At 59.3% G+C, this 26848-nt stretch carries 23 protein-coding genes; 19 read left to right on the forward strand and 4 right to left on the reverse strand.

The genetic code is table 11. The features are described 5' to 3' along the window. Positions 1-35: 35 nt before the first annotated feature. From ACYZT8_RS25270 to ACYZT8_RS25335, 14 genes are all read left to right on the forward strand, one after another. On the forward strand, positions 36-212 hold the full coding sequence (locus ACYZT8_RS25270) for a hypothetical protein (protein ID WP_003176118.1): 177 nt from the start codon (positions 36-38) through the stop codon (positions 210-212). After that, complete coding sequence (locus tag ACYZT8_RS25275; RefSeq protein ID WP_031319123.1) at positions 196-3150, forward strand: sensor histidine kinase; 2955 nt, start codon at positions 196-198, stop codon at positions 3148-3150. The genes ACYZT8_RS25270 and ACYZT8_RS25275 overlap by 17 nt, the downstream gene beginning before the upstream one ends. 22 nt (positions 3151-3172) lie before the next feature. Continuing rightward, positions 3173-4609, forward strand: coding sequence for a sigma-54-dependent transcriptional regulator (locus ACYZT8_RS25280; protein ID WP_461976824.1), 1437 nt, complete (start codon positions 3173-3175; stop codon positions 4607-4609). A gap of 865 nt (positions 4610-5474) precedes the next feature. Next, complete coding sequence (locus tag ACYZT8_RS25285; RefSeq protein WP_461976826.1) at positions 5475-6875, forward strand: polynucleotide adenylyltransferase PcnB; 1401 nt, start codon at positions 5475-5477, stop codon at positions 6873-6875. Positions 6876-6878: 3 nt separating this feature from the next. Continuing rightward, a complete protein-coding gene (folK, locus tag ACYZT8_RS25290) occupies positions 6879-7370 on the forward strand; it encodes a 2-amino-4-hydroxy-6-hydroxymethyldihydropteridine diphosphokinase (protein WP_461976828.1) in 492 nt (163 codons plus the stop codon). A gap of 363 nt (positions 7371-7733) precedes the next feature. Continuing rightward, a complete protein-coding gene (panB, locus tag ACYZT8_RS25295) occupies positions 7734-8534 on the forward strand; it encodes a 3-methyl-2-oxobutanoate hydroxymethyltransferase (RefSeq protein ID WP_461976829.1) in 801 nt (266 codons plus the stop codon). Further along, positions 8531-9391 (forward strand): pantoate--beta-alanine ligase, encoded by an 861-nt coding sequence (gene panC, locus ACYZT8_RS25300; protein ID WP_461976831.1) that lies wholly within the window; start codon positions 8531-8533, stop codon positions 9389-9391. Before panB ends, panC begins: the two co-directional genes overlap by 4 nt. 187 nt (positions 9392-9578) lie before the next feature. Beyond that, positions 9579-9959, forward strand: a complete 381-nt coding sequence (panD, locus tag ACYZT8_RS25305) for an aspartate 1-decarboxylase (protein ID WP_003228271.1) — start codon at positions 9579-9581, stop codon at positions 9957-9959. A gap of 225 nt (positions 9960-10184) precedes the next feature. Then, positions 10185-11849 (forward strand): glucose-6-phosphate isomerase, encoded by a 1665-nt coding sequence (gene pgi, locus ACYZT8_RS25310; RefSeq protein WP_461976833.1) that lies wholly within the window; start codon positions 10185-10187, stop codon positions 11847-11849. A gap of 195 nt (positions 11850-12044) precedes the next feature. Beyond that, positions 12045-13982: an acetate--CoA ligase gene (gene acs, locus ACYZT8_RS25315; RefSeq protein ID WP_461976835.1), complete on the forward strand. Its 1938-nt coding sequence runs from the start codon at positions 12045-12047 to the stop codon at positions 13980-13982. 50 nt (positions 13983-14032) lie between these two features. Beyond that, positions 14033-14902: an oxygenase MpaB family protein gene (locus ACYZT8_RS25320; protein WP_461976837.1), complete on the forward strand. Its 870-nt coding sequence runs from the start codon at positions 14033-14035 to the stop codon at positions 14900-14902. Positions 14903-15081: 179 nt separating this feature from the next. Next, positions 15082-16098, forward strand: coding sequence for a class I SAM-dependent rRNA methyltransferase (locus ACYZT8_RS25325; protein ID WP_461976839.1), 1017 nt, complete (start codon positions 15082-15084; stop codon positions 16096-16098). 116 nt (positions 16099-16214) lie between these two features. Continuing rightward, positions 16215-19154, forward strand: a complete 2940-nt coding sequence (locus tag ACYZT8_RS25330) for a DUF748 domain-containing protein (RefSeq protein ID WP_461976841.1) — start codon at positions 16215-16217, stop codon at positions 19152-19154. Then, positions 19154-19450, forward strand: coding sequence for a DUF2845 domain-containing protein (locus ACYZT8_RS25335; RefSeq protein ID WP_461955751.1), 297 nt, complete (start codon positions 19154-19156; stop codon positions 19448-19450). The genes ACYZT8_RS25330 and ACYZT8_RS25335 overlap by 1 nt, the downstream gene beginning before the upstream one ends. A 198-nt stretch (positions 19451-19648) precedes the next feature. On the opposite strand, the gene ACYZT8_RS25340 is transcribed toward ACYZT8_RS25335, so the two are convergent. Together ACYZT8_RS25340 and ACYZT8_RS25345 are read right to left on the reverse strand one after the other, a co-directional pair. Further along, positions 19649-20002 (reverse strand): BON domain-containing protein, encoded by a 354-nt coding sequence (locus tag ACYZT8_RS25340; protein WP_438659568.1) that lies wholly within the window; start codon positions 20000-20002, stop codon positions 19649-19651. 313 nt (positions 20003-20315) lie between these two features. Further along, positions 20316-20729 (reverse strand): pilin, encoded by a 414-nt coding sequence (locus ACYZT8_RS25345; RefSeq protein WP_461955752.1) that lies wholly within the window; start codon positions 20727-20729, stop codon positions 20316-20318. Between the two features lie 225 nt (positions 20730-20954). On the opposite strand from ACYZT8_RS25345, the gene pilB reads away from it, so the two are divergent. From pilB to yacG, 5 genes are read left to right on the forward strand one after another with little or no spacing between them, the layout of a single operon-like run. Then, entirely contained in the window at positions 20955-22655 is a 1701-nt protein-coding gene (gene pilB / locus ACYZT8_RS25350) for a type IV-A pilus assembly ATPase PilB (protein ID WP_461976843.1), read from the forward strand. A gap of 2 nt (positions 22656-22657) precedes the next feature. Then, positions 22658-23875, forward strand: a complete 1218-nt coding sequence (locus ACYZT8_RS25355) for a type II secretion system F family protein (RefSeq protein ID WP_461976844.1) — start codon at positions 22658-22660, stop codon at positions 23873-23875. A gap of 1 nt (position 23876) precedes the next feature. After that, positions 23877-24749 (forward strand): prepilin peptidase, encoded by an 873-nt coding sequence (locus ACYZT8_RS25360; protein WP_461976846.1) that lies wholly within the window; start codon positions 23877-23879, stop codon positions 24747-24749. Then, on the forward strand, positions 24746-25369 hold the full coding sequence (coaE, locus tag ACYZT8_RS25365; protein WP_131061762.1) for a dephospho-CoA kinase: 624 nt from the start codon (positions 24746-24748) through the stop codon (positions 25367-25369). The genes ACYZT8_RS25360 and coaE overlap by 4 nt, the downstream gene beginning before the upstream one ends. Beyond that, the gene (gene yacG, locus ACYZT8_RS25370; RefSeq protein ID WP_461976848.1) at positions 25366-25566 is read left to right on the forward strand and encodes a DNA gyrase inhibitor YacG; all 201 of its coding nucleotides are present in this window, start codon (positions 25366-25368) and stop codon (positions 25564-25566) included. The genes coaE and yacG overlap by 4 nt, the downstream gene beginning before the upstream one ends. Before the next feature lie 3 nt (positions 25567-25569). On the opposite strand, the gene ACYZT8_RS25375 is transcribed toward yacG, so the two are convergent. Both ACYZT8_RS25375 and ACYZT8_RS25380 read right to left on the reverse strand, forming a co-directional pair. Then, positions 25570-25785 (reverse strand): hypothetical protein, encoded by a 216-nt coding sequence (locus ACYZT8_RS25375; RefSeq protein WP_131061760.1) that lies wholly within the window; start codon positions 25783-25785, stop codon positions 25570-25572. A 63-nt stretch (positions 25786-25848) separates the two neighbouring features. Further along, entirely contained in the window at positions 25849-26538 is a 690-nt protein-coding gene (locus tag ACYZT8_RS25380) for an energy-coupling factor ABC transporter permease (protein ID WP_461976850.1), read from the reverse strand. Between the last annotated feature and the right edge of the window lie 310 nt (positions 26539-26848).

Raw genomic sequence — 26848 nt, forward strand, 5'->3', positions numbered from 1 at the left:
GTTTTCGGGCACGCGCATAAAAAAGAGAGGCCGGGATGTACATCTATCGCTTGGTCCTGCTCCTGGTAGTGGGGATTTATCTGTTCTCCCCGGCCATCATGGATTGGTGGATCGACGCCACTGGCGCCTGGTATCGCCCTTATCTGCTCTGGCTGATTCTGATCGTCGTGACCTTCATCCTGCAGAGCCAAAAAGATGCCGATGAGCTTTAGCCTGACCCAGATGATCCTGATCAGCGCCGCGTACCTGGCAGTGCTGTTCGGCGTCGCCTGGATCAGCGAACGGGGCATGATCCCCCGGGCGATCATTCGCCACCCGCTGACGTACACCCTGTCGCTGGGGGTTTATGCCAGTGCCTGGGCGTTTTACGGCACAGTGGGCCTGGCCTATCAGTACGGCTACGGGTTTCTGTCCAGTTACCTCGGGGTCTCCGGGGCGTTTTTGCTGGCGCCGGTATTGCTGTACCCGATCCTGAAAATTACCCGCACGTATCAACTGTCGTCCCTTGCCGACCTGTTTGCCTTCCGTTTCCGCAGTACATGGGCCGGGGCGCTGACCACGATTTTCATGCTGATCGGTGTGCTGCCTTTGCTGGCGTTGCAGATTCAGGCGGTGGCCGACTCCATAGGCATCCTGACCCGCGAGCCGGTGCAACATCGCGTGGCCCTGAGCTTCTGCGCACTGATTACCCTGTTCACGATTTTCTTCGGATCGCGCCACATCGCCACCCGCGAAAAACATGAAGGCCTGGTGTTCGCGATTGCCTTCGAGTCGGTGATCAAGCTGATAGCCATTGGCGGCGTCGGCCTCTATGCCCTCTATGGCGTGTTCGACGGTCCGCAACAGCTGGAACTGTGGCTGCTGCAAAACCAGACCGCCCTCGCCGCGTTGCACACGCCGTTGCAGGAAGGCCCGTGGCGGACGCTGCTACTGGTGTTCTTCGCCTCGGCGATCGTAATGCCGCACATGTACCACATGACCTTTACCGAAAACCTCAACCCGCGCTCGCTGGTCAGTGCGAGCTGGGGCTTACCGTTATTCCTGCTGCTGATGAGCCTGGCAGTGCCGCTGATTCTCTGGGCCGGCCTGAAACTCGGCGCCACGACCAATCCTGAATACTTCACGCTCGGCATCGGCATCGCCGCCAACAGTAAAGCCTTGGCGCTGCTGGCGTATGTCGGCGGCTTGTCGGCAGCCAGCGGTCTGATCATCGTTACGACCCTGGCGCTGTCCGGGATGGCGCTGAACCATTTGGTGCTGCCGCTCTATCAACCACCGGCCGAAGGCAACATCTATCGCTGGCTGAAGTGGACCCGCCGGGCGCTGATCGTTGCGATCATCATGGCCGGTTACGGTTTCTACCTGTTGCTGGGCGCCGAACAGGATCTGGCCAACCTCGGCATCGTCGCGTTTGTTGCCACACTGCAATTCCTTCCGGGCGTGCTGTCGGTCCTGTATTGGCCGACCGCCAACCGTCGCGGCTTCATCGCGGGTTTGCTGGCGGGGATTCTGGTGTGGCTGGTGACCATGCTGTTGCCGCTGGTCGGCAATCTGCAGGGCTTCTACATTCCGCTGCTGAACATGATCTACGTGCTGGACGACACCAGTTGGCACATGGCCGCGATCGCGTCCCTGGCCGCCAACGTGCTGATGTTCACCCTGATCTCGCTGTTCACCAACGCCAGCCCCGAAGAGGCCAGCGCCGCCGAAGCCTGTGCCGTGGACAACGTGCGCCGGCCGCAACGCCGGGAATTGCACGCCGCCTCACCCCAGGAATTCGCCACGCAGCTTGCAAAACCATTGGGTGCCAAGGCCGCTCAGAAAGAGGTCGAGCAAGCCCTGCGCGATCTCTATCTGCCGTTCGACGAGCGCCGGCCTTATGCCTTGCGCCGTCTGCGTGACCGGATCGAAGCCAACCTCTCCGGCCTGATGGGGCCAAGCGTGGCTCAGGACATGGTCGAGACTTTCCTGCCCTATAAGGCTGGCGGCGAAAACTACGTTACCGAAGACATCCACTTCATCGAAAGCCGCCTCGAGGACTACCACTCGCGCCTCACCGGTCTTGCCGCCGAACTCGATGCCCTGCGCCGTTATCACCGCCAGACCTTGCAGGAATTGCCGATGGGCGTTTGCTCGCTGGCCAAGGATCAGGAAATCCTCATGTGGAATAAAGCCATGGAGGAGCTGACCGGGATTGCCGCGCAACGCGTGGTCGGCTCGCGCCTGAGCACTATTGCCGATCCGTGGAAAGAACTGCTGCAAGGCTTCATTAATCTGCCGGACGAGCATTTGCACAAACAACACCTGGCCCTCGATGGCCAGACTCGCTGGCTGAACCTGCACAAAGCAGCGATCGATGAACCGCTCGCGCCGGGCAATAGCGGCCTGGTTTTGTTGGTGGAAGATCTGACCGAAACGCAGATGCTCGAAGACAAGCTGGTGCACTCCGAGCGTCTGGCCAGCATCGGTCGACTCGCCGCCGGCGTGGCCCATGAAATCGGCAACCCGATCACCGGCATCGCGTGCCTGGCGCAGAACCTGCGCGAAGAGCGTGAAGACGATGGCGAGCTGAAGGAAATCAGCGGGCAGATCCTTGAGCAGACCAAACGCGTGTCACGCATCGTGCAGTCGCTGATGAGTTTCGCCCACGCCGGCAGTCATCAGCACAGCGACGAGCCCGTCTGTCTGGCCGAAGTGGCTCAGGATGCCATTGGTTTGCTGGCCCTGAACCGACGCAATTTCGAAGTGCAGTTCTATAATCTGTGTGACCCCGATCACTGGGTCGAAGGCGACCCGCAGCGCCTCGCCCAGGTGTTGATCAACTTGCTCTCAAACGCCCGTGACGCCTCGCCTCCCGGCAGTGCGGTGCGGGTCAAAAGCGAAGCCGGCGAACACACGGTCGACTTGATCGTGGAAGACGAAGGCAGCGGAATTCCGAAGAACATCATGGACAGATTGTTCGAACCTTTCTTCACCACCAAGGATCCTGGCGAAGGCACCGGTCTGGGCCTTGCACTGGTCTATTCCATCGTTGAAGAGCATTATGGACAAATCACCATCGACAGCCCGGCTGATGTACAAAGCCAACGCGGCACCCGTATCCGGGTGACCTTGCCGCGTCATGTCGAAGCGACGTCCGCTGTGAACTGAGACCGTCGAGAGTATCGAATCAATGCCGCACATTTTGATCGTCGAAGACGAAACAATTATCCGCTCCGCCTTGCGCCGCCTGCTGGAACGTAACCAGTACCAGGTCAGCGAAGCCGGTTCAGTGCAGGAAGCACAAGAACGCTTCACTATTCCCACGTTCGACCTGATCGTCAGCGACTTGCGTCTGCCGGGCGCTCCGGGCACCGAGTTGATCAAACTCGGCCAGGGCACTCCGGTGCTGATCATGACCAGCTACGCCAGCCTGCGTTCAGCTGTCGACTCGATGAAGATGGGCGCGGTGGATTACATCGCCAAGCCTTTCGATCACGACGAAATGCTCCAGGCCGTCGCCCGTATCCTGCGGGACCGCCAATCGCTGCCGGCCGGCGGCGAACCGGTTACCGGCAAAGCCGGCAATGGCGCGGCGAAACCGGGGGTCGATAACAGCAACGGCGAAATCGGCATCATTGGTTCGTGCCCGCCGATGCAGGACCTGTACAGCAAGATCCGCAAAGTCGCGCCGACCGATTCCAATGTCCTGATCCAGGGCGAATCAGGTACCGGTAAAGAACTGGTGGCCCGCGCCCTGCACAACCTGTCCAAACGCGCCAAGGCACCGATGATTTCGGTGAACTGCGCAGCCATTCCGGAAAGCCTGATCGAGTCCGAACTGTTCGGCCACGAAAAAGGCGCGTTCACCGGCGCCAGCGCCGGGCGTGCCGGTCTGGTGGAAGCGGCGGATGGCGGCACCTTGTTCCTTGATGAAATCGGCGAACTGCCGCTGGAAGCCCAGGCCCGCTTGCTGCGCGTGTTGCAGGAAGGCGAAATTCGCCGGGTCGGTTCGGTGCAGTCGCAGAAGGTCGATGTGCGTTTGATCGCCGCGACTCACCGGGACCTCAAGAGCCTGGCGAAGATCGGCCAGTTCCGTGAAGACTTGTATTACCGCCTCCACGTGATCGCCCTGAAACTGCCGGCCCTGCGTGAGCGCGGTGCTGACGTCAACGAAATCGCCAATGCCTTCCTGGCGCGCCAGAGCGCGCGGGTCAACCGCACCGACTTGAAGTTCGCCGCGGACGCCGAACAGGCGATTCGTCATTACTCCTGGCCGGGTAATGTGCGTGAACTGGAAAACGCAGTAGAGCGCGCCGTCATTCTGTGCGAGAGCCCGGAGATTTCCGCCGAGCTGCTGGGGATCGACATCGAACTGAGCGATCTGGAAGACGACGACTTCATCGGCCTGCCCCCGCAACAGGGCAACAACGCCAGCAATAACAGCCACGAGCCGACCGAAGACCTGTCACTGGAAGACTACTTCCAGCACTTCGTGCTTGAGCATCAGGACCACATGACGGAAACCGAACTGGCCCGCAAACTCGGGGTGAGTCGCAAATGCCTGTGGGAACGTCGTCAGCGCCTGGGTATCCCGCGGCGCAAGACCGGGGTGGCCAGCGAGAGCTGAACCGCACCTGTCTGATGTGGGGGTAACACGTGACTTTGTGAAAAAACTGTTACCTCACGTATTTCACGTAACAGAAGCCGGGGCTTACGGTAACGAAGCCCCGGTTTTTTTGGGCCTCGAATAACCCCACCAACCTGCCTAACCCCTTGTTTTACTGGGCCTCGCAAAAGTTGGCACGCACCCTGCTATATGTTCAGTACAAGAACAATAACAAGCAATGCACAAGACAATAAAAATAAGACGAATCGACTCACGCACAATAAAAACAAGACGGCGAGAGGCGCAGCTAACTGATTCTTTTGGAGAGGCGTTGTATTTGGGGCTTGCCCCACGACCAGGCCGAGAATAATAAAAAACTGTCATAAGACAGTGCCTGAACTGGTTGGATCGAAAGATCACTGCAGCACAGCGACCAAAGCAATCCGTTTGCTCTTGGCTCCCGATTGGGAGGGTCATGAAGGAAAAACTTCATGGCGAGGGCACTTAACAAAAACAAAAAGCCCGAATCAAAAATAAAAATAGAGCATGCAACTACTTTCTTGGGGAGCTTCGGCTCCCCTTGTAGTTTCTGGTGTTTGAGTCCCTGTAGCAGCTGTCGAGCAGCGCGAGGCAGCGTTCGGTTGCGTAGCAGCCGCAATACAGACAGCCGGTTTCTTCTGACACACCGCAATCTCTGATTTACGACGGCTTCGCCGCCGAACGCTGCCTCGCGCTGCTCGACAGCTGCTACAGCGGTACCTTCCGGACATGCCCTTCAAGCGCTTGCGCAGCTTCCTACACCATCCCCCGACTAAATGCTAGAATCCCCGCCCATCATGCGGTCATTCTTCGTTATGGCCGAACATTCCTTCAAACAGTGCATCCCATGCTGAAGAAGTTGTTCCAGTCATTCCGTTCTCCCAAGCGTCATACGCAACACATTCGCAGTACGCCTGAAGTGCTCAACAGCGGCCAACATTCGCTGCAAAAGGCCCAATTCAGCCGTTATGCGGTGAACATCGTCGAACGCCTGCAGAACGCCGGGTACCAGGCTTATCTGGTTGGCGGCTGTGTGCGTGACATGCTCCTGGGCATCACGCCCAAGGATTTCGACGTCGCCACCAGCGCCACGCCTGAACAGGTTCGAGCCGAATTCCGCAACGCGCGGATCATCGGTCGTCGCTTCAAACTGGTGCATATCCACTTCGGCCGCGAAATCATCGAAGTCGCGACCTTCCGCGCCAATCACCCGCAAAACGACGAGGAGGAAGACAGCAACCAGTCTTCCCGTAACGAGAGCGGGCGCATCCTGCGCGACAACGTCTACGGTACGCTGGAAGAAGACGCGCAACGCCGCGATTTCACCATCAACGCCCTGTATTACGATCCGGTCAGCGAACGCATTCTCGATTATGCCAACGGCGTACACGACATCCGCAATCACCTGATCCGCCTGATCGGCGATCCGAAACAGCGCTACCAGGAAGACCCGGTACGGATGCTGCGCGCCGTGCGCTTCGCCGCCAAGCTGAATTTCGGCATTGAAAAGCACAGCGCCGCGCCAATCCGCGACCTGGCGCCGATGCTGCGCGAGATCCCGTCAGCCCGTCTGTTCGAAGAAGTGCTCAAGCTGTTCCTCTCCGGCCATGCCGCGGACACCTTCGAGATGCTGGTCGACCTGCAGTTGTTCGACCCGCTGTTCCCAGCCAGTGCCGAGGCGCTGGAATACAACCCGACGTACACCCACACCTTGATCAGCGAAGCGCTGATCAACACCGACCTGCGGATCAAACAGAACAAACCGGTGACCCCGGCGTTCCTGTTTGCAGCCCTGCTGTGGCCTGCCCTGCCGGCCCGTGTACTGCGTCTGCAAGAACGTGGCATGCCGCCGATTCCGGCGATGCAGGAAGCGGCTCACGAGCTGATTGCCGAACAGTGCCAGCGGATCGCGATTCCAAAACGTTTCACCATGCCGATCCGCGAGATCTGGGACATGCAGGAGCGTCTGCCACGGCGCAGCGGCAAACGTGCCGACCTGCTGCTGGACAACCCGCGGTTCCGTGCCGGTTACGACTTCCTGCTGCTGCGTGAAAGCGCTGGCGAGCAGACCGATGGCCTGGGCGAATGGTGGACAGACTATCAGGACGCCAACGACAGCGAACGTCGCGACATGATCCGCGACCTCAGCGGCAAGGATGAAGGCACCGGCGCTCCACGCAAACGTCGTCGCAGCGGTGGCGCCAAGCGTAAACGCGCAGCTGGCGCACCGAGTGCCACGGGCGAGTAATCCATGGAACGCATCTACATCGGCATGGGCAGCAATCTGGCTGACCCCGCCGAACAATTGCGCAGCGCCGTCGAGGCGCTGGCGCAGTTACCGCAGACCGAAATGGTCGGGGTGTCCGGGTTTTATCAAAGCGACTCACTCCTGCCTGGCCAACCGCGTTACACCAACGCGGTCGCCGCCCTCGACAGCACGCTCCCACCGCTGGACCTGCTTGATGCGCTGCAAGCCATCGAGAACGAACAAGGCCGCGAGCGTCTTGAGCGTTGGGGCCCACGCACACTGGACCTCGACATCGTGCTGTTTGGCGATCGGCTGATCGACGAGCCGCGCCTCAAGGTGCCGCACTATCATATGCAGGAGCGGGCCTTCGTTCTGTATCCGCTGGCCGAACTGGCACCTGCGGATTTGCGTCTGGCCGATGGCCGCAGCCTGAGTGACCTGCTCGCCGCGTGCCCGTTCGTCGGTCTGGAAAGACTTCCTCACCCTAAATGCTAATCCCTGTGGGAGCGGGCTTGCCCGCGATGGCCAACTACCAGTCAACATTGATGTTGAGTATAAAGTCGCTATCGCGGGCAAGCCCGCTCCCACAGTGTTTTGTATCGGTCTCAAGATCGACGAAAAACCTGCTGAAACGCATCAGTTACCCCGGTAACACCCCACGCGTAACAATGCGGTAACACATGCAATTGACTTCCCGAGTTCTCCTCACGACTATAGGCGTCCCGCTGCCGCCAACACGGCGTTGAAGGGCGCAATCCAGGCCTTAAAAGCACGACAACAGAGCGTGCGCCTGTATTTAACGAAGAATCACGCGCGTTACTCGCAGTAGTTTCCAAGCGCCTGAATGAGGAACTTTTCATGCCAGCCATCACCCTGACCACTCTGCAAGGTCTCAAGCAAAAAGGTGAAAAAATCACCATGCTGACCTGCTATGACGCGACCTTCGCCCACGCCTGCAATGAGGCTGGCGTCGAAGTGCTGCTGGTGGGCGACTCCCTCGGCATGGTGTTGCAAGGTCACGACAGCACCCTGCCGGTAACCACCGCGGAAATGGCTTACCACGTGGCAGCCGTCAAACGCGGCAACGCCGATGCGCTGATCCTCGCCGACCTGCCGTTCATGGCCTACGCCACCACCGAACAAGCCATGACCAACAGTGCCCTGTTGATGCAGGCCGGTGCGCACATGGTCAAGGTTGAAGGGGCATTGTGGCTCGCCGACTCGATCCGTCTGCTGGCCGAACGTGGCGTACCTGTATGCGCACACATGGGGCTGACGCCGCAATCGGTGAACATTCTGGGCGGTTACAAAGTCCAGGGCCGCAGCGAGAACCAGGCGCGACAGATGCGTGCCGACGCCATAGCGCTGGAACAGGCCGGTGCCTCCATGTTGCTGCTCGAGTGCGTACCGAGCGAACTGGCCCAGGAAATTACCCAGGCAGTGGGCATTCCGGTGATCGGCATCGGCGCTGGCAGTGACACCGATGGCCAGGTCCTGGTTCTGCACGACATGCTCGGTCTGTCCATTACCGGCCGCGTGCCAAAATTCGTAAAGAACTTCATGAACGGCCAGACCAGCATTCACGCCGCACTCAGCGCCTATGTCACTGAAGTCAAAGCAGCAACTTTCCCTGGGATCGAACACGGATTCTCTGCATGAACACCGTAAAAACCGTACGCGAACTGCGGGCCGCCGTGGCCCGTGCCCGCAACGAAGGCAAGCGCATCGCCTTCGTGCCGACCATGGGCAACCTGCACAGCGGCCACGTTGCACTGATTACCAAAGCTTCCCAGCGGGCGGATTTCGTGGTCGCGAGCATTTTCGTCAACCCGCTGCAATTCGGCGCTGGCGAAGACCTCGACAAGTACCCGCGCACCCTCGCCGCTGACCAGGAGAAACTGCTCCAGGCCGGTTGCCACTTGCTGTTCGCGCCAACCGTCGAGGAAATGTACCCCGACGGCATGGCCGGCCAGACCCGCGTCAGCGTCCCGCAACTCTCCGAAGGCTTGTGCGGCGCCAGCCGTCCCGGGCATTTCGAAGGGGTTGCGACGGTGGTCAGCAAGCTGTTCAACATGGTCCAGCCGGACCTGGCGATCTTCGGCCAGAAAGACTTCCAGCAACTGGCGGTGATCAAATCCCTGGTCCATGACTTGAACATGCCGGTCCAGATCATTGGCGAACCGACCGTACGTGCGGCCGATGGCCTGGCGCTGTCGTCGCGCAACGGTTTCCTCAGCGAAGAGCAACGGGCCGTGGCGCCCGTGGTGTATCGCGTCCTGAGCCAGATGGCCGAGGCGATCAAACAGGGTCAGCGAGATTTCCCGGCGTTGATCGACGCACAGATCAAACAGCTCGAAGCGGCGGGTTTGCGCACCGATTACCTGGAGATTCGTCACGCGCAAACCTTGCGCCCGGCGACCCCGGAGGATCGGGATCTGGTGATTCTGGTAGCGGCATTCCTGGGCACCACGCGGTTGATCGACAACCTGCACCTGAACCTCGACGCTCTCGCCTGAACACAAATCCCCTGTAGGAGCCGGCTTGCTGGCGATGGCCTCACCGCGGTGCATCTGCCGGACCGAGGTGATGCCATCGCCAGCAAGCCGGCTCCTACAGGGGGCTGCTCCCTCGCGCCTTGTATTGCCGCCCCCAAAGCCTTCGGGCAAACTGCCCGCCGTTCGATTCCGACCTGGGAAAACACTCATGCACGCCATCATGCTCAAAGCCAAGCTGCATCGCGCCGAAGTCACTCATGCAGTACTCGATTACGAAGGTTCTTGCGCCATCGACGGCGAATGGCTGGACCTGTCCGGCATCCGTGAATACGAACAGATCCAGATTTATAACGTCGACAATGGCGAACGCTTCACCACCTACGCGATTCGTGGCGAAGAAGGCTCGCGCATGATTTCGGTCAACGGCGCTGCCGCGCACAAGGCCAAGGTCGGTGATCGGGTGATCATCTGCGCTTACGCACATTACAGCGAAGCCGAGCTGCTCAACTTCAAGCCGCGCATGCTTTACATGGCGCCGGGCAATGAACTGAGCCACACCAGTAATGCCATTCCGGTTCAGGTCGCCTGATCGAACCGACGCCCCTCCCGCTTGTCGAAACGTTCCCTGCTGTGTGTATAAAAAAGTACCGGGAACGTGTTAGACAAAGTCAAGACAGATCGCAGCGCGAGGTTTACTGTATTCGCCCTGTGTCTTTGAATTCGAGTCGACGCAGTTGACCGGATGCCTGCCCACGGCGCTCCGGGATTTTCAGTGTTCAAAAAAGCCGTTCAAGTAAAAAGGAAACCCGCAGCGATGGCGTACTACCGCACTCCTCAAGACGTTACCGCTCTGCCCGCCTGGCAAGCGCTGAATGACCACCGCCAAGCCATGCAGGATTTCAGCATGCGCGAGGCCTTCAATGCCGATCCGCAGCGCTTTACTCAATTCACCCTCAGCAGCTGCGGCCTGTTTCTCGACTACTCGAAGAACCTGATCAACGCCGAGACCCGCAATCTGCTGGTGGGCCTGGCCAACGAAGTCGACCTCAAGGGCGCGATCAAGTCGCTGTTCGAAGGCGAAATCGTCAACGCTTCCGAAGGTCGTCCGGCCCTGCACACCGCTCTGCGCCGCCCGGTAGGCGACAAGCTGTCGGTCAATGGCGTCAACGTGATGCCTGAAGTGCACAAAGTGCTGAACCAGATCACCGACCTCGTTGGCCGCATCCACGACGGTTTGTGGCGCGGTTACACCGAGAAGCCGATCACTGACGTGGTGAACATCGGCATCGGTGGCTCGTTCCTCGGCCCTGAGCTGGTGTCAGAAGCGCTGCTGTCCTATGCCCATAAAGGCGTGCGTTGCCACTACCTGGCGAACATCGATGGCAGTGAGTTCCACGAACTGACCATGAAGCTGCGCGCTGAAACCACGCTGTTCATCGTTTCGTCGAAATCATTCAATACCCTAGAAACCCTGAAAAATGCTCAGGCCGCTCGCGCCTGGTATCTGGCCCAGGGGGGTTCGGAAGCCGAGCTGTATCGTCACTTCATCGCCGTTTCCAGCAACAACGCGGCGGCCGTGGCGTTCGGTATCCGTGAAGAAAACATCTTCCCGATGTGGGACTGGGTCGGCGGTCGTTACTCGCTGTGGTCGGCCATCGGCTTGCCAATCGCCCTGGCCATCGGCATGTCGAACTTCAAGGAACTGCTGTCCGGTGCCTACACCATGGACCAGCACTTCCAGAGCGCGCCATTCGAGCAGAACATGCCGGTGCTGCTGGCCTTGCTCGGCGTCTGGTACGGCAACTTCTGGGGCGCGCAAAGCCACGCGATCCTGCCGTACGACCACTACCTGCGTAACATCACCAAGCACTTGCAACAGCTGGACATGGAATCCAACGGCAAGAGCGTGCGTCAGGACGGCACGCCAGTGTCCACCGACACGGGCCCGGTGATCTGGGGCGGCGTGGGCTGCAATGGTCAGCATGCGTATCACCAGTTGCTGCACCAGGGCACCCAACTGATTCCGGCCGACTTCATCGTGCCGATTGTCAGCTTCAACCCGGTCTCCGACCACCACCAGTGGCTGTACGCCAACTGCTTGTCGCAAAGCCAGGCATTGATGCTCGGCAAGACCCTTGCCGAAGCCGAAGCCGAGCTGCGTGACAAAGGCATGAGCGAAGAAGAGGTGCATAAACTCGCGCCGCACAAGGTGATCCCGGGCAACCGTCCGAGCAACACCCTGGTGGTCGAGCGCATCAGCCCGCGTCGTCTCGGTGCTCTGGTGGCGATGTACGAACACAAAGTCTTCGTGCAAAGCGTGGTTTGGGGCATCAACGCCTTCGACCAGTGGGGCGTGGAGCTGGGCAAAGAACTGGGCAAAGGCGTCTACAACCGCCTGGTCGGCAGCGAAGAAACCCCGGCTGACGATGCTTCCACCCAAGGCCTGATCAACTACTTCCGCGGTCGTCACCGCGGTTGATCTAAACGCCACATTTGCTACCCCTGTGGGAGCGAGCCTGCTCGCGATAGCGGTCTGACAGTCGACATCTCTGTTGAATGTTAAGCCGCCATCGCGAGCAGGCTCGCTCCCACAGTTGTTTTGCGTATGACTTGAACCCGTTAGTCACTCGGCGCATCTTTAGATCTTGTCGCAAAACAAGAATAAGGAACCGTCATGTTCGATATCAGCACTTTCCCCAAAGCCGATGCCGTCCGCCGGGCTGCAAACCTAAGTCAAGACGACTACCACCGCCTCTATCGCCAATCCATCGAACACCCCAGTGAGTTCTGGGCCGAGCAGGCCACCCGCTTTCTCGACTGGAGCACGCCGTGGGAAACCGTCCAGCGCTATAACCTGAAAACCGGCGAGGCCAGCTGGTTTGCCAGTGGCAAACTGAACGTCAGTTACAACTGCATCGACCGTCATCTGGAAACACGCGGCGATCAGATCGCAATCATCTGGGAGGGCGACGACCCCGCCGAATCCGTGCAGATCACCTACAAAAAACTCCATCACAACGTCTGTCGCCTGGCCAACGTGCTCAAAAGCCGTGGCGTGAAAAAAGGCGACCGCGTGTGCATCTACATGCCGATGATTCCCGAAGCGGCTTACGCCATGCTCGCCTGCACGCGGATTGGCGCGGTGCATTCGGTGGTGTTCGGCGGCTTCTCTCCAGACTCTGTGCGCGACCGGATTCTCGACGCCGACTGCCGCACGGTGATCACCGCCGATGAAGGTGTGCGCGGCGGAAAATTCGTACCGCTCAAACAGAAAGTCGACCAAGCGCTGCAAAGTTGCCCGAACGTCAGCACCGTTATCGTCGTCGAACGCACCCAGGGCGAAGTGGACTGGGTTGAAGGTCGCGACCTCTGGTATCACCAGGCGCTGCGCGACGTCAGCGACGATTGCCCGCCGGAACCCATGGACGCCGAAGACCCGTTGTTCATCCTCTACACCTCCGGCAGCACCGGCAAACCCAAAGGCGTGCTGCACACCACCGGCGGCTATTTGCTGCAAGCGGCGATGACCTTCAAGTACGTGCTCGACTACCGCGATGGCGAAGTCTTCTGGTGCACCGCCGACGTCGGCTGGGTCACCGGCCACAGTTACATCGTCTATGGCCCGCTGGCCAACGGCGCGACCACGCTGATCTTCGAAGGCGTGCCGAGTTACCCGAGCAGCTCGCGCTTCTGGCAGGTGATCGACAAACACCACGTCAACATTTTCTACACCGCACCGACTGCGCTGCGCTCGCTGATGCGTGAAGGCCCGGAACCGTTGAAGGAAACGTCGCGCCAGAGCCTCAGATTGCTCGGCAGCGTCGGTGAGCCGATCAACCCGGAAGCGTGGGATTGGTACTTCAACGTCGTCGGCGAGCAGCGTTGCCCAATCGTCGACACCTGGTGGCAGACCGAAACCGGCGGCATCATGCTCAGCCCGCTGGTCAGCGCTCAACGGATCAAACCCGGCTGCGCCACACAACCGATGTTCGGCGTGCAACCGGTGTTGCTGGATGAAACGGGCAAGGAAATCAAAGGCGCCGGCAGCGGCGTGCTGGCGATCAAATCCAGCTGGCCGGCGCAGATCCGCAGCGTCTATGGCGACCCGCAACGCATGGTCGACACCTACTTCAAGCCCTACCCCGGCTACTACTTCACCGGTGACGGCGCGCGGCGCGATGAGGACGGCGATTACTGGATCACCGGACGCATCGACGATGTGATCAACGTCTCGGGGCACCGCATCGGTACTGCGGAAGTAGAAAGCGCGCTGGTGCTGCACAACAGCATCGCCGAAGCGGCCGTGGTCGGTTATCCCCACGACCTCAAGGGCCAAGGCATTTACGCTTTCGTCACACCCATGAACGGCACCGAGCCCAATGACGAACTGAAGAAAGAACTGCTGGCCCATGTCAGCAAAGAAATCGGCAGCTTCGCCAAACCGGACTTGATCCAGTGGGCCCCGGCCTTGCCAAAAACCCGTTCGGGCAAGATCATGCGGCGCATCCTGCGCAAGATCGCCTGCAACGAACTGGACAGTCTGGGTGACACTTCGACCCTTGCTGACCCGAGTGTCGTCCAGGAGTTGGTCGACAAACGCCTGAACCAATAAGCCCCGCGCGGCCAGTAATGGCCGCGTTTTATTTTCGCCACTGAGTTGCCATGGAATTCATCCGTACCCGCATCGAAAGCCAGCTCATGAGCCTGACCGGTCTGTCATTGGGCAAGCTCGACCTGGAAAATCCCAAAGGCGATCCCGGCATGTTCGGGCCCGATTCGGTGAGCTGGCAAGTCCATGGTGATTTCAGCAGCATGCTCATCGGCGGCATTAGCGCGCTGATGCTGCAAGCTCTACATCCACTGGCCCTGGCCGGGGTTTGGGATCACTCGAATTTTCGCGAAGACATGATCGGCCGATTGCGCCGCACCAGTCAGTTCATCTCCGGGACGACGTTCGGTTCGAGCAAGGACGCCGACTGGCTGATCGAGAAGGTTCGCACCATTCACCTGCAAGTGGTCGGCATTGCACCAGACGGCCGGCCTTACGCCGCCAGCGATCCCGACTTGCTGACGTGGGTGCACGTGGCCGAGGTCAGCAACTTCCTCGCCGCGCACCTGCGTTATCGCAATCCGCACCTTTCATTGATTGATCAGGACCGTTACTACGGCGAAATCGCACGGGTGGCCGAACGTCTGGGCGCCCGCGATGTGCCGCGCAGCCGCAAGGAAATCGCTGATTACCTTGAACGAATCCGCCCGCAATTGCTGTGCGACCAACGCAGTCGTGAGGTGCTGCGACTGCTGTTGAATGCGCCCGCCCCCAGTCGCCTGGCCAAACCGTTTGGCGGCTTGATGATGCAGGCCGGGATCGATCTGCTGCCGGATTGGGCCAGTGACATGCTCGGCGTCAATCAGAACCCGTTGCACCGCCAACTGATCCGCGCCAGCGTCAAGCGCAGTGCGCCAATGCTGCGCTGGGCAATGCGTAATGGCTCGGTGCAGCGGGCCAAGCGGCGGATGGGGTTGTTGTAAGTTCGATCGTTCCCACGCTCCGCGTGGGAATGCAGCCCGGGACGCTCTGCGTCCCGATAGCGGACGCGGAGCGTCCATTGAGGCATTCCCACGCAGAGCGTGGGAACGATCAGTGGCTCGGGATCAGGTGCAATGCTGTTAAACTCCCGCGCCAAATTCCCTCCTGCAAGGCGCCCAGCATGTCTTCCTTGAATCAGGCGCTGCGCGCCGCCCTCGATCATCGCCAGGACCTGCTCGCCGAGCTGCATCAGCAAGGCACCGATTGCTATCGCCTGTTCCACGGCAGCCAGGAAGGTGCCGGCGGCCTGACCATCGACCGCTACGGCCCGCAACTGCTGGTGCAAAGCTTCCACCAGTCGCTGGAGCGTGATGCGCTGCTGCAACTGCACGAGACCATCAATCATCATCTGGGCCTCGAAACGCTGCTGGTCTACAACGACCGCTCCCGGGGCAACTCGCGCATCGACCGTGAAGACACCGTCTACCGCGCTGACGAGACGGCCCTGCAGGATCTGGTCGGCCACGAATGGGGCCTCAACTACCGGGTTCGCGGGCGTCACGCCGGTCAGGATCCACTGCTGTTTCTCGACCTGCGTAACACCCGCGGCTGGGTCAAGGAGCACAGCAAAAACAAAAGCGTGCTCAACCTGTTCGCCTACACCTGTGGTGTCGGCCTGAGTGCAGCAGCCGGCGGGGCAAGCGAGGTGTGCAACCTGGATTTCGCCGAAGGCAATCTGGCGGTCGGCCGTGAGAACGGTCTGCTCAATCCGCAGCTGCCAGCGATGGAGTTCATCCAGTCCGATTATTTCCCGGCCATCCGCCAACTGGCGGGGCTGCCAATCAGTCAACGGCGCGGGCAGAAATTGCCGAGTTACCCACGTCTGGAACAGCGTCAATACGACCTGGTGCTGCTCGATCCGCCGGCCTGGGCCAAGAGCGCGTTTGGCACGGTCGACCTGCTGCGCGACTACCAGAGCCTGCTCAAACCCGCGCTGCTGACCACCGCCGACAACGGCGTGCTGATCTGCTGCAACAATCTGGCAAAGGTCAGCATGGACGATTGGCGCGAACAGGTTTTACGTTGTGCTGAGAAGGCCGGGCGTCCGGTGCGTGAGTGGACTGTGATGAAACCGGGTGGCGATTTCCCGTCGATGGATCAACAGCCGCCGTTGAAAACATTGATTCTGCAACTCTGAGCACGCAGGAAATTTCCTACGCTGTTTTCTGAAAAAGCAGAACAGTGCGATCACTTCGGAACCGGAATCGCGTGCCATACTCCAACGCACTCCGATTCAGACAGATGAAGCCGCACATGCCCAAAGGATTGATTCGCGCTATTGGCGCTTTGTTGACTGCTCTGGCCCTTTATAGCCTGCTGGGGTTTCTGATTTTGCCGGGCATCGCGTTGCGGGTTGCCAACCAGCAATTGGCCAATTACGCCACGACGCCCGCGACGATTTCGCGGATTGAACTCAACCCTTTCAGCCTGGAAGTGACCCTTTGGGGCCTGATCATCGGCGAGCCGGGCAAAGAACAGGTCGGTTTTGAACGCCTGTACGCCAACTTGCAGATCGACAGCCTGTGGACCAAGGCGCTGCACCTGTCCGATGTCGAACTGGACAAACCCAAGACCGAAATCCTCTTTGGCAAGGACGGCAAACTCAATCTGCTGGGCCTGTTCAAAATCCCCGTCAGCGAACCGACCCCGGCCGACCCGGACGCCAAGCCGTTTCCATTGCGTATCGAGCGGATCAAACTGGCGGGCGGTAATGTGCATTTCCTGGATGCGCGCCCCAGCGAACCCATTGAATTCCTCTACGACAAGCTCGATTTCGAACTGAAGAACCTCAGCACCCTGCCCGAAGACAGTGCCGACATGACGTTGGTGGCCATCGGCCCGGCAGGCGGGCAGATCGACTGGACCGGTAACTTCAGCCTGATCCCGATTGCCTCCGAAGGTAAGCTGAAGATCACCGACGGCAAGATGAAAGCCTTTTGGCCGTATGTGCGCGACGCGTTGCCACTGGTGCTCAAAGACGGCGTCATCAACCTCAGCACCGACTACAAACTCAACTTATCCAAGGAAACCGAACTGCTGCTGAGCAATGTCGCGGTCAGCATCGCGCCATTCGCCGTCAACGCACCGGACGGTCGTCCACTGGCAAAGCTTGCGCGTCTGGACGTCAGCGAGACCACCGTGGACCTGGCCAAGCAGCAAGTGGTGGTCGGCAAGATCCGCAGCCAGAAGCTCGAAACCTGGGCCGCCCTCGATGCCGATGGGCAACTCGACTGGCAGAAGCTGTTTGCCAGCCAACCGTCCAAAGCAGCCGTGAAGGCAAAAGCCGAACCGACCAGCACACCGGCAGCCGCTGACTCACCGAAACCTGAACCTGCTCCACCCAGCAAACCTTGGCAAGTGCTGCTCAAGGACGTGCAACTGCGCGATTACCAGGTGCATCTGGCCGATCGCAAAGCGCAACCCGTCGTGGCACTGGACATTGGCCCGCTGAACCTCGATTTGCAGAATTTCGATAGTCTCAACGGCTCGCCTTTCAACCTCAAGCTCGACACCGGCGTGGGCAAACAGGGCAAGCTCATGGCGGACGGAGTGGTCAATCTGGCACCGGTCAGCGCCAAACTGAACGTGCAGACCAAGGACATCGACCTGCGTATCGCCCAGTCCTACATCAACCCGTTCATTCGCCTGGAACTGCGCAGCGGCATGCTTGGCAGTGACCTGGCGGTCGATCTGAAAAGCACCGAGCCATTGGCATTCAGCGTCACCGGTAAAGCACAGGTTGATCAGCTGCATACCCTCGACACCCTCAAGACCCGCGACTTCCTCAAGTGGCAGCAGTTGGTGCTCGAAGGCCTGAACTATCAACACGGCGACAGCCTGTCGATCGACAAGGTCAACCTGTTCCAGCCTTACGTGCGTTTCATGATCAACGATGACCGCACCACCAACATCGATGACCTGCTGATCCCGCAACCGACCGATTCCGGCACCAAGACGGCGGCGGCCAAACCCGCCAGCAAGGAAAAACCGCTGGGCATCCACGTTGGCGGCGTTGCCATCAATGACGGTTCGGCGAACTTCGCCGACTTCAGCCTGACCCCGAACTTCGCCACGGCCGTGCAACAGCTCAACGGGCAGATCGGCACCATCGACAGCCGCCAGGCAAAACCGGCCACTGTCGATATCAAAGGCAAGGTCGACCGCTACGCGCCAGTGACCATCAAGGGTTCGGTCAACCCGTTCGACCCGATGGCCAGCCTCGACATCGCCACCAGTTTCAAACGTGTGGAACTGACCACCCTGACGCCCTACTCCGGCAAGTTCGCCGGTTACCGCATCCGCAAGGGCCGGCTCAATCTCGACCTGCATTACATCATCACCAAGGGCCAGCTCAAGGCCGAAAACAAAGTGGTGGTCGAGCAACTGCAACTGGGCGAGAAAGTCGACAGCCCGGACGCCACGAGCCTACCGCTGAAACTGGCAATCGCCCTGCTCAAGGACGTCGACGGCAAGATTTCCATCGAGCTGCCGGTGACCGGCGACCTGAACAACCCGCAGTTCAGCGTCATGCCGATTGTGTGGCAGACACTGCGCAACCTGATCGTCAAAGCCGCCGCAGCACCATTCAAAATGATTGGCGGACTGGTCAGTGGCGGGGGTTCTGAAGATCTGGGCACGGTCTCGTTTGCACCGGGTTCAAGCGAGCTGAGCAAAGACGCCGAAGGTTCGTTGATCAAACTGTCCCAGGCGCTCAAGGAACGTCCTGCCCTGCGTTTGGAAATCGAAGGCACGGCGGCGGCCAGCAGCGACGGCCCGCTGATTGCCGAGCAACGGCTCGAGCGCGAATACCAGTACAACTACTACAAAATGCTTCAGCGACGCGGTGACAAGGTTCCGGCCCAGGCTTCATTGCTGCAAGTACCGGACGGCGAGAAAGGTCCGCTGCTGGAAGGGATCTACCGCACGCGCCTGAAGAACCAGCCACCCGCTGAATGGAAGGATCTGGGCAAGGAAGAACGCACCGCAAAAATGCGCGCAGACGTGATCACGTTCTGGAGTTCCAGCGATGTGCTGCTGCGCCAGCTCGGTCAGGAGCGCGCCAGTAGCATCAAGGACTACTTGGTGGACAAGGCGCAAATGGCCGACGACCGCGTCTACTTCATCGACGCCCAACTGGGCGAGGCGCAAAGTGACGGTCGGGTGGTGACGCCAATGCACCTGGATGCCGAGTGATGATCAGGCGATTACTGATCAGCCTGACCCTGGCACTGGCGGCCAGTCAGGCCTCGGCGGCCGATACCCTGCGTTGCGGCAGCCAATTGGTCAGCGTCGGCGACCGGTCCAGCGAAGTGCTGCAGAAGTGCGGTGAACCGGTCAGCCGCGATCTGTTGGGCTACAAGCGCAGCGCCAACCGACGGGAAGAGTTTCAGGTCGAGGAATGGACCTACGGGCCCAATGGCGGGATGTATCAGTACCTGCGGTTTGAAGGTAATCGGCTGAGACAGATCACCAGCAAGCGCGGTAACTGAACCCACCTCAATCTTATGTGAGCTCACTCCCACATTGGTTTTTGCGGCGCCCACAATAGAACAGGCCCCCGACACGAATGTCGGAGGCCTGTAATGACCACATCCTTGTGGCCTTTCGCATGAACTCTCCAGAGACGACAGGCGTATTGCTTGGCCCGCCTGCCGCGCCTTCTCCCAGTCCAGGCGAGAAGTCTTGCCTTACTCGGCTTTCAGGCCGGCAGCGGATACGTCTTTAACGCCTTTGATTTTCTTGGCGATAGCCACTGCGACGTCTTTCTGAGATTCAGTCACGGCAGTGGTGGAAGACAGGGAAACAACACCTTTGTTGGTTTCAACCTTGATGTCGGTGCCAGGAATGCCTTTCTCGGTCACCAGGTCTGCTTTGACTTTGGTAGTGATCCAGGTATCGGAGACATCTGCTTTTGCTTCGGTGACTTCACCGGCAGCCAGGACCATTGGAGCCTGGGTCGCCTGGGTTTGAGCGAATGCAGCGTTGGCCATGGTCAGGGTCAGCGCGGTAGCAGTAGCGGCAGCGATAGCGAACTTCTTCATACGAGTAACTCCTGTTTTTCTAGAAAGTCTGCTGCGTGTCTTGTCAGCAGGGTTACCAGAGATATTGCGAACGCTGTGCCAACTTTGAGACAGATAATAAATCGTTATAAATCAGCAGCTTAGTAAAAACGTCGATTTTCGGAATCATGCAAAATGCATGACTTGGAATTTATCGACATGCAAGTTGCAGGTTTTACCGTGGGCCTAAGGCCATGAATTGTCGGGGTTTTCTTTCTTTGGCGGGTTTTTCTGTGTAATAGGCAAAAAAACGCCCCGTCTCTGCAGACAGGGCACTCATTAAACCGTCGAGAAACTACGTCCCGGTGGCGTTACAACCTTTCGGCGCGTAATCAGGTGCAACCGTGGTGGCGCATGTCCAGCCAGTCAACGTGCGCGACAGGGTGATTGTTTTACTCAATACCGGACCGGGCGCATTGAGAATCGTGCAACCAATAGAGCCGGTACCATCAGTCGCGGTACCCGATGCTGTGGTTGTGCAGTTGGAGGTTGTGGCGGTTCCGCCGACCTTCGTCAGATCCGGGTTGGTGCCGGAGTTCATAAGGTCCTCAAACGGGACTTTCAACGCCGTGATCTCCGCCAGACCGGCCGTCACCTTGGCCCGCGCCTGATACTTCGAGTAAGCCGGCAACGCAAACGTCGCCAGAATCCCGATGATCGCCACCACGATCAGCAGTTCGATCAGGGTAAAACCTTTTTGAGTATTCATAGACAGGCTCCATGCATGAGTCGAAATCTCATGATCTGAATGAGCTTCAGCACAGCCCGTGCCAAGCGCCCCGCCCCCTGTTCCCGGGGCGCAAAGCCGGAGCAAAGACCTTTCCTACCCCCAGGATCCGCACTATCTGACACTATTTGTCACCTGATGGCCGCTGGTTTGGCTCAGCTCCTTGACTAGGCTATAAGTCATGAACTGTCTGCGTCCGGTATCCCAATGAATGACATCGCCCTTAGCGGTCTGGCCAAGCAATTGGTCCTGGCCGAATTGCTCACTGACCAAAGCGCGCAACAGGCGTATCAGCAAGCCCAACGCACTAAAATCTCCCTGGTCAGTTACCTGGTGCAAAACAAACTGGTGAAGAGCCGACAGGTTGCGGAGATTGCCTCGGAGCATTTCGGCATGGTGCTGCTTGACCTCAATTGCCTGGACAAGGAAACCCAGCCCCGAGAGCTGGTCAGCGAGAAACTGATTCGTCAGCATCACGCCTTGCCCCTCTGGCGACGCGGCAACAAGCTGTTCGTGGGGATTAGCGACCCGACTAATCATCAAGCCATCAACGACATCCAGTTCAGCACCGGGCTGAACACCGAAGCCATTCTGGTGGAGGACGACAAGCTCAGCGACGCCATCGAGAAATTCTTCGACAGCCAATCGACCGGCCTGGAAGACATGGCTGATGTTGACCTTGATGGGCTGGACATCGAGTCGGTCGATGACAACAAAAAGGACTCCATCCCGGGCCAGGATGCCGATGACGCGCCAGTGGTGCGTTTCGTCCACAAGATGTTGCTCGATGCGATCAAGAGCGGATCGTCCGACCTGCATTTCGAGCCCTACGAAAAAACCTACCGGGTGCGGATGCGCACCGACGGCATGCTGCGAGAAGTCGCCAAGCCACCGAGTCAACTGGCCAACCGTATCGCGGCGCGGCTGAAAGTCATGGCCAGCCTCGACATCTCTGAACGGCGCAAACCTCAGGACGGGCGGATCAAGATGCGCCTGTCCAAGACCAAGTCCATCGACTTCCGGGTCAACACCCTGCCGACCCTGTGGGGCGAGAAAGTGGTGATCCGGATCCTCGATCCGTCCAGCGCGCAAATGGGCATCGACGCCCTCGGCTATGAGCCTGAACAGAAAGACTTGTACATGGCTGCGCTGAAGCAGCCACAGGGCATGATCCTGGTCACCGGGCCCACCGGTTCGGGCAAGACCGTGTCGCTCTATACCGGGCTGAATATCCTCAACACCGTGGACATCAACATCTCTACCGCCGAAGACCCGGTGGAAATCAACATGGAAGGCATCAACCAGGTCAACGTCAATCCCAAGCAAGGTCTGGACTTCGCCCAGGCGTTGCGCTCATTTCTGCGTCAGGACCCGGACGTGATCATGGTCGGTGAAATCCGCGACCTCGAAACCGCCGAAATCGCCATAAAGGCTGCCCAGACCGGGCACATGGTGCTGTCCACACTGCACACCAACAGCGCGGCGGAAACTCTGACCCGCTTGCACAACATGGGCATTCAGGGCTTCAACATCGCGACGTCGGTCACCTTGATCATCGCCCAGCGTCTGGCGCGCAAATTGTGCAGCCACTGCAAAAAACCCATCGAGATTCCCCGCGAAGCGCTGATCAAGGAAGGCTTCCCCGAGGAACGCATCGGCTCTTTCACGATCTATGAGCCGGTCGGTTGCGATCAGTGCAACGGCGGTTACAAAGGGCGAGTGGGGATTTATGAAGTGGTGAAGAACACGCCGGACCTGCAACGGCTGATCATGGCCGAAGGCAATTCACTGGAAATCGACATCCAGATGCGCAAGGACGGTTTCAATGACTTGCGCACCTCGGGCTTGATCAAGGCCATGCAAGGCGTCACCAGCCTTGAAGAAATCAACCGGGTTACCAAGGACTGAACATGGCGGTCAAAGCAGCAAAAATCAGCGTCTACGCCTGGGAAGGCACGGACAGGAAAGGCACAAAAATGACCGGCGAATTGAGCGGCCTCAACCCGGCGCTGATCAAGGCCCAGTTGCGCAAGCAGGGGGTCAACCCCGGCAAGGTGCGCAAGAAGTCCGCCTCGATTTTCAGCTTCGGCAAACGTATCAAGGCTCAAGAAATTGCCCTGTTTACCCGGCAGATGGCGACCATGATGAAAGCCGGCGTGCCATTGCTGCAGTCGTTCGACATCATCGGCGAAGGCTTCGATAACCCGGCCATGCGCAAGCTGGTGGACGAGGTGAAGCAGGAAGTCGCGGCGGGTAACAGCTTCGCCGCGTCCCTGCGCAAAAAGCCGCAATATTTCGATGAGCTGTACTGCAACCTCGTAGACGCCGGTGAACAGGCCGGCGCGCTGGACACCCTGCTCGAACGGGTGGCGACCTATAAGGAAAAGAGCGAAAGCCTCAAGGCCAAGATCAAGAAAGCCATGACCTATCCACTGGCAGTGGTTTTCGTGGCGATCATTGTCACCGGGATTCTGCTGGTCAAGGTGGTGCCGCAGTTCGAGTCGGTGTTCAAGGGGTTCGGCGCCGAATTACCGGCCTTTACCGTGATGGTCATCGGCTTGTCGGAGTTCATGCAGGCCTGGTGGTGGATGCTGCTGGGCGTGTTGATCGCGGCCGTCTTCGGCATGCGCCACGCCTTTAAAACCTCCCAGGCCTTTCGAGACTGGATGGACACCTGGCTACTGAAGCTGCCGCTGATCGGCACGTTGATGTACAAGTCCGCCGTGGCCCGTTACGCCCGTACCCTGTCGACCACGTTCGCCGCCGGCGTGCCACTGGTCGAGGCCCTGGAATCGGTGGCGGGCGCAACCGGCAACATCGTGTTCAAGCGTGCGGTGCTGCGCATCAAGCAGGATGTGTCGACCGGTATGCAGTTGAATTTCTCCATGCGCACCTCGGGCATCTTTCCCAGCATGGCGATTCAACTGACGGCCATTGGCGAAGAGTCCGGTGCACTGGATGACATGCTCGATAAGGTCGCGAGCTTCTACGAGGATGAAGTGGACAATATGGTCGACAACCTCACCAGCCTGATGGAGCCGTTCATCATGGTGGTGCTGGGTGTTATTGTCGGTGGCCTGGTGGTTGCGATGTACCTGCCCATCTTCCAACTCGGCGCAGCGATCTGACATGCCCTTGAACGACATCCTGACCCTCTATCCGCTGGTCTTCCTGGTCATCGCATTGGCGCTCGGCCTGCTGATGGGCAGTTTTCTCAACGTGGTGGTCTGGCGCCTGCCGAAAATGCTCCACCGCGAATGGCGGCTGCAAGCCCATGACGTTTTGGGCGTACCGCCCGAAGCGCCGGGCCCGGCCTACAACCTGATGCTGCCTCATTCCCAGTGCCCGCATTGCGACCATCGAATTCGCGCCTGGGAAAACATTCCGCTGCTCAGTTACCTGTTTTTACGCGGTCGATGCTCGAACTGCGCGGCGCCGATCAGCAAGCGCTATCCGCTGACCGAACTGGCCTGCGGCCTGCTCTCGGCATTTATCGCCTGGCATTTCGGTTTCGGCTGGCAAGCCTGCCTGGTGCTGGTGCTGACCTGGGGCTTGCTGGCCATGAGCCTGATCGACGCCGAGCACCAACTGTTGCCGGATGTGCTGGTGCTGCCGCTGCTGTGGCTGGGGTTGATCGTCAACAGTTTCGGGCTGTTCGTGTCATTGCATGACGCACTGTGGGGTGCGGTGGCCGGTTACATGACGTTGTGGTCAGTGTTCTGGCTGTTCAAGCTGCTCACCGGCAAGGACGGCATCGGCCACGGCGATTTCAAGCTGCTAGCCATGCTCGGGGCCTGGGGCGGCTGGCAGATGTTGCCGCTGACCCTCCTTCTGTCATCGCTCGTGGGGGCCATCATCGGGGTGATTTTGCTGCGCCTGCGCAACGCGAAAACCTCGACACCGATCCCCTTTGGACCCTTTCTGGCGATTGCCGGCTGGATTGCCTTGCTCTGGGGTGGTCAAATAACCGGCTTCTATTGGCAGTTTGTCGGTTTGAAATGAATACCCCTGTGGAAAAACCCTGGATTCTCGGCCTGACCGGCGGCATCGGCAGCGGCAAAAGTGCGGCGGCCCAGCACTTCATCGACCTCGGTGTGCACGCAGTGGACGCCGATCATGCGGCGCGCTGGGTGGTGGAACCGGGTCGCCCGGCACTGGCAACGATTGCCGAGCATTTCGGCCCCGGCGTGTTGCAAGCCGACGGGCAACTGGATCGCGCAGCGCTACGCAAGCTGATCTTCGAAGTGCCGGAGGAACGCCGCTGGCTCGAAGCGTTGCTGCATCCGCTGATCGCCAAGGAAATCACCGATCATCTGGCCAAGGCACAATCGCCTTACGCGATTCTGGTTTCGCCGCTGCTGATCGAGTCCGGCCAGTACGCCATGACTCAACGGGTCCTGGTGATCGATGCCCCGGAACAGCTACAGATTGAACGCACCTTGCAGCGTGACCAGACCAGCGAGCAACAGGTCCAGGCGATCCTCAAGGCGCAATCCAGCCGCCAGGACCGCGTGAGCCACGCCGACGATGTGGTGGTCAACGACCGCGACCTCGCCTGGCTGCACAGCGAGGTCGAACGCCTGCATCACTTTTACCTTACTTTGCGTGGAGGCCAGTCATGAGCCAGATCCCAACCGTCGAATGCCCAACTTGCGGCGCCCCCGTTGAATTTAGCCCGGAGAGCACATTCCGGCCGTTCTGTTCGGACCGCTGCAAACTGATCGACCTGGGCGCCTGGGCGTCGGAAGAACACAAGATTCCGGTCAGCCCGGATGCCGAAGACGACCTGTTCAGCGAAGACTTCGAACCGCGCCACTGACACTCAGGGCCGCATAAAGCCGTAGTCCTGGCCTTCATCGAGGTTTTCTGCAAGAAAACGCAACTCGTCGGCCAGGTCTTCGGCACTGCGCACGGCTTTGCTCTGCTGTACCACTGCACTGAGCAAGGCGCGCAAGCTCAATCCCGGATCAAACCCCACTTCCTGCGCCCCATCCAGACTCTGACGCAACTCCTGCCTTGCCCATTCGTAGACACTCATTTCGATGCTCCTGAAGGTTTTGCGGAGCATGGAAGCGTCAGCGGTTTTTGCATTTGATGTGGATCAAGAGTTGGGATCGTCGTCCTTCCAGGGCGCCGAAAGGTAACGTGTGCGATTGAAGGTCTCCAGCCATTCCGGACTGAACACCACCAGCGCGCTGACAATCATGCCGTTGATGAACGCCTCCGGAAAAATGATCAGCCACAGGTAACCGACAAAATCCTCAAGCCAATAGGGCATGGCAAAACGTTCGTCAAACCACAGCAACGTCAGCGCCAACACCAGGCATAACAACGCCGAGAGGGCCGCGGCAAAGAAACCGGAAACAAAGATGTACACGAAGGGATTACGCGGCTGCGCTCGCTCCACCAGGATCGCGCAGCACTCGGTGACCAGCACCGGCAGCAGAATGAACAGCCCGCCGTTAACCCCCATCGCCACCAGGTCCTGGCGCCCGAGCAGCACCAATCCCGCTTGCGCGACCAACCCGCCGACAATCGCCAGGGGCCAGTCAAGCAACAGAGTCACGGCGGTCATGCCGATAAAGTGGTAGGACACGCCGGTATCGAAGTCCCGTCGCACCAACCAGAGCATGAACAGTGCGAACACCGTGCCGAACAACAGATGCTGGCGGCGCCTGTCGCTGAACAGTTCGACCCACGGCGCTCGGGCAACGGCCCAGATCAGCACGGGAACATAGATCAACCAGCCCGCGATGAGGGTTTCAGGTGACAGCAACTCGGCGCCGATCATGGCTGGGCACACTCCCTTGTCTTGCCGAAAGAGAACAGGCCCTCAGTCTACACCGGGCTTTGAGTGCGCTTCGATTTCGGGAGGGGCTCCATGACTGGGAGCGTGTCCGTTTCTGCGGTAACGGCTGCTATGGGTTCCGGCCTTCCGACGGGGCAGATCAAGATCAAAAGCAAGGCTGCCTGATAGCCGAGCTGTTGTCCGTCCCGGTCATCGGCAGTGAACACCCATGTCATGCCCGCCAAAAATCCCCTGTGGGAGCTAGCCTGCTAGCGATGGATGTCCAGACACCGCGTTCATTCAGACCGCACGC

It is taken from the genome of Pseudomonas sp. LB3P93, assembly GCF_054898025.1.

Coding starts and splice junctions, on each gene's coding strand:
- ACYZT8_RS25270 (WP_003176118.1), top strand. CDS start 36: ATGTACATCTATCGCTTGGTCCTGCTCCTGGTAGTGGGGATTTATCTG.
- ACYZT8_RS25275 (WP_031319123.1), top strand. CDS start 196: ATGCCGATGAGCTTTAGCCTGACCCAGATGATCCTGATCAGCGCCGCG.
- ACYZT8_RS25280 (WP_461976824.1), top strand. CDS start 3,173: ATGCCGCACATTTTGATCGTCGAAGACGAAACAATTATCCGCTCCGCC.
- ACYZT8_RS25285 (WP_461976826.1), top strand. CDS start 5,475: ATGCTGAAGAAGTTGTTCCAGTCATTCCGTTCTCCCAAGCGTCATACG.
- folK (WP_461976828.1), top strand. CDS start 6,879: ATGGAACGCATCTACATCGGCATGGGCAGCAATCTGGCTGACCCCGCC.
- panB (WP_461976829.1), top strand. CDS start 7,734: ATGCCAGCCATCACCCTGACCACTCTGCAAGGTCTCAAGCAAAAAGGT.
- panC (WP_461976831.1), top strand. CDS start 8,531: ATGAACACCGTAAAAACCGTACGCGAACTGCGGGCCGCCGTGGCCCGT.
- panD (WP_003228271.1), top strand. CDS start 9,579: ATGCACGCCATCATGCTCAAAGCCAAGCTGCATCGCGCCGAAGTCACT.
- pgi (WP_461976833.1), top strand. CDS start 10,185: ATGGCGTACTACCGCACTCCTCAAGACGTTACCGCTCTGCCCGCCTGG.
- acs (WP_461976835.1), top strand. CDS start 12,045: ATGTTCGATATCAGCACTTTCCCCAAAGCCGATGCCGTCCGCCGGGCT.
- ACYZT8_RS25320 (WP_461976837.1), top strand. CDS start 14,033: ATGGAATTCATCCGTACCCGCATCGAAAGCCAGCTCATGAGCCTGACC.
- ACYZT8_RS25325 (WP_461976839.1), top strand. CDS start 15,082: ATGTCTTCCTTGAATCAGGCGCTGCGCGCCGCCCTCGATCATCGCCAG.
- ACYZT8_RS25330 (WP_461976841.1), top strand. CDS start 16,215: ATGCCCAAAGGATTGATTCGCGCTATTGGCGCTTTGTTGACTGCTCTG.
- ACYZT8_RS25335 (WP_461955751.1), top strand. CDS start 19,154: ATGATCAGGCGATTACTGATCAGCCTGACCCTGGCACTGGCGGCCAGT.
- ACYZT8_RS25340 (WP_438659568.1), bottom strand. CDS start 20,002: ATGAAGAAGTTCGCTATCGCTGCCGCTACTGCTACCGCGCTGACCCTG.
- ACYZT8_RS25345 (WP_461955752.1), bottom strand. CDS start 20,729: ATGAATACTCAAAAAGGTTTTACCCTGATCGAACTGCTGATCGTGGTG.
- pilB (WP_461976843.1), top strand. CDS start 20,955: ATGAATGACATCGCCCTTAGCGGTCTGGCCAAGCAATTGGTCCTGGCC.
- ACYZT8_RS25355 (WP_461976844.1), top strand. CDS start 22,658: ATGGCGGTCAAAGCAGCAAAAATCAGCGTCTACGCCTGGGAAGGCACG.
- ACYZT8_RS25360 (WP_461976846.1), top strand. CDS start 23,877: ATGCCCTTGAACGACATCCTGACCCTCTATCCGCTGGTCTTCCTGGTC.
- coaE (WP_131061762.1), top strand. CDS start 24,746: ATGAATACCCCTGTGGAAAAACCCTGGATTCTCGGCCTGACCGGCGGC.
- yacG (WP_461976848.1), top strand. CDS start 25,366: ATGAGCCAGATCCCAACCGTCGAATGCCCAACTTGCGGCGCCCCCGTT.
- ACYZT8_RS25375 (WP_131061760.1), bottom strand. CDS start 25,785: ATGAGTGTCTACGAATGGGCAAGGCAGGAGTTGCGTCAGAGTCTGGAT.
- ACYZT8_RS25380 (WP_461976850.1), bottom strand. CDS start 26,538: ATGATCGGCGCCGAGTTGCTGTCACCTGAAACCCTCATCGCGGGCTGG.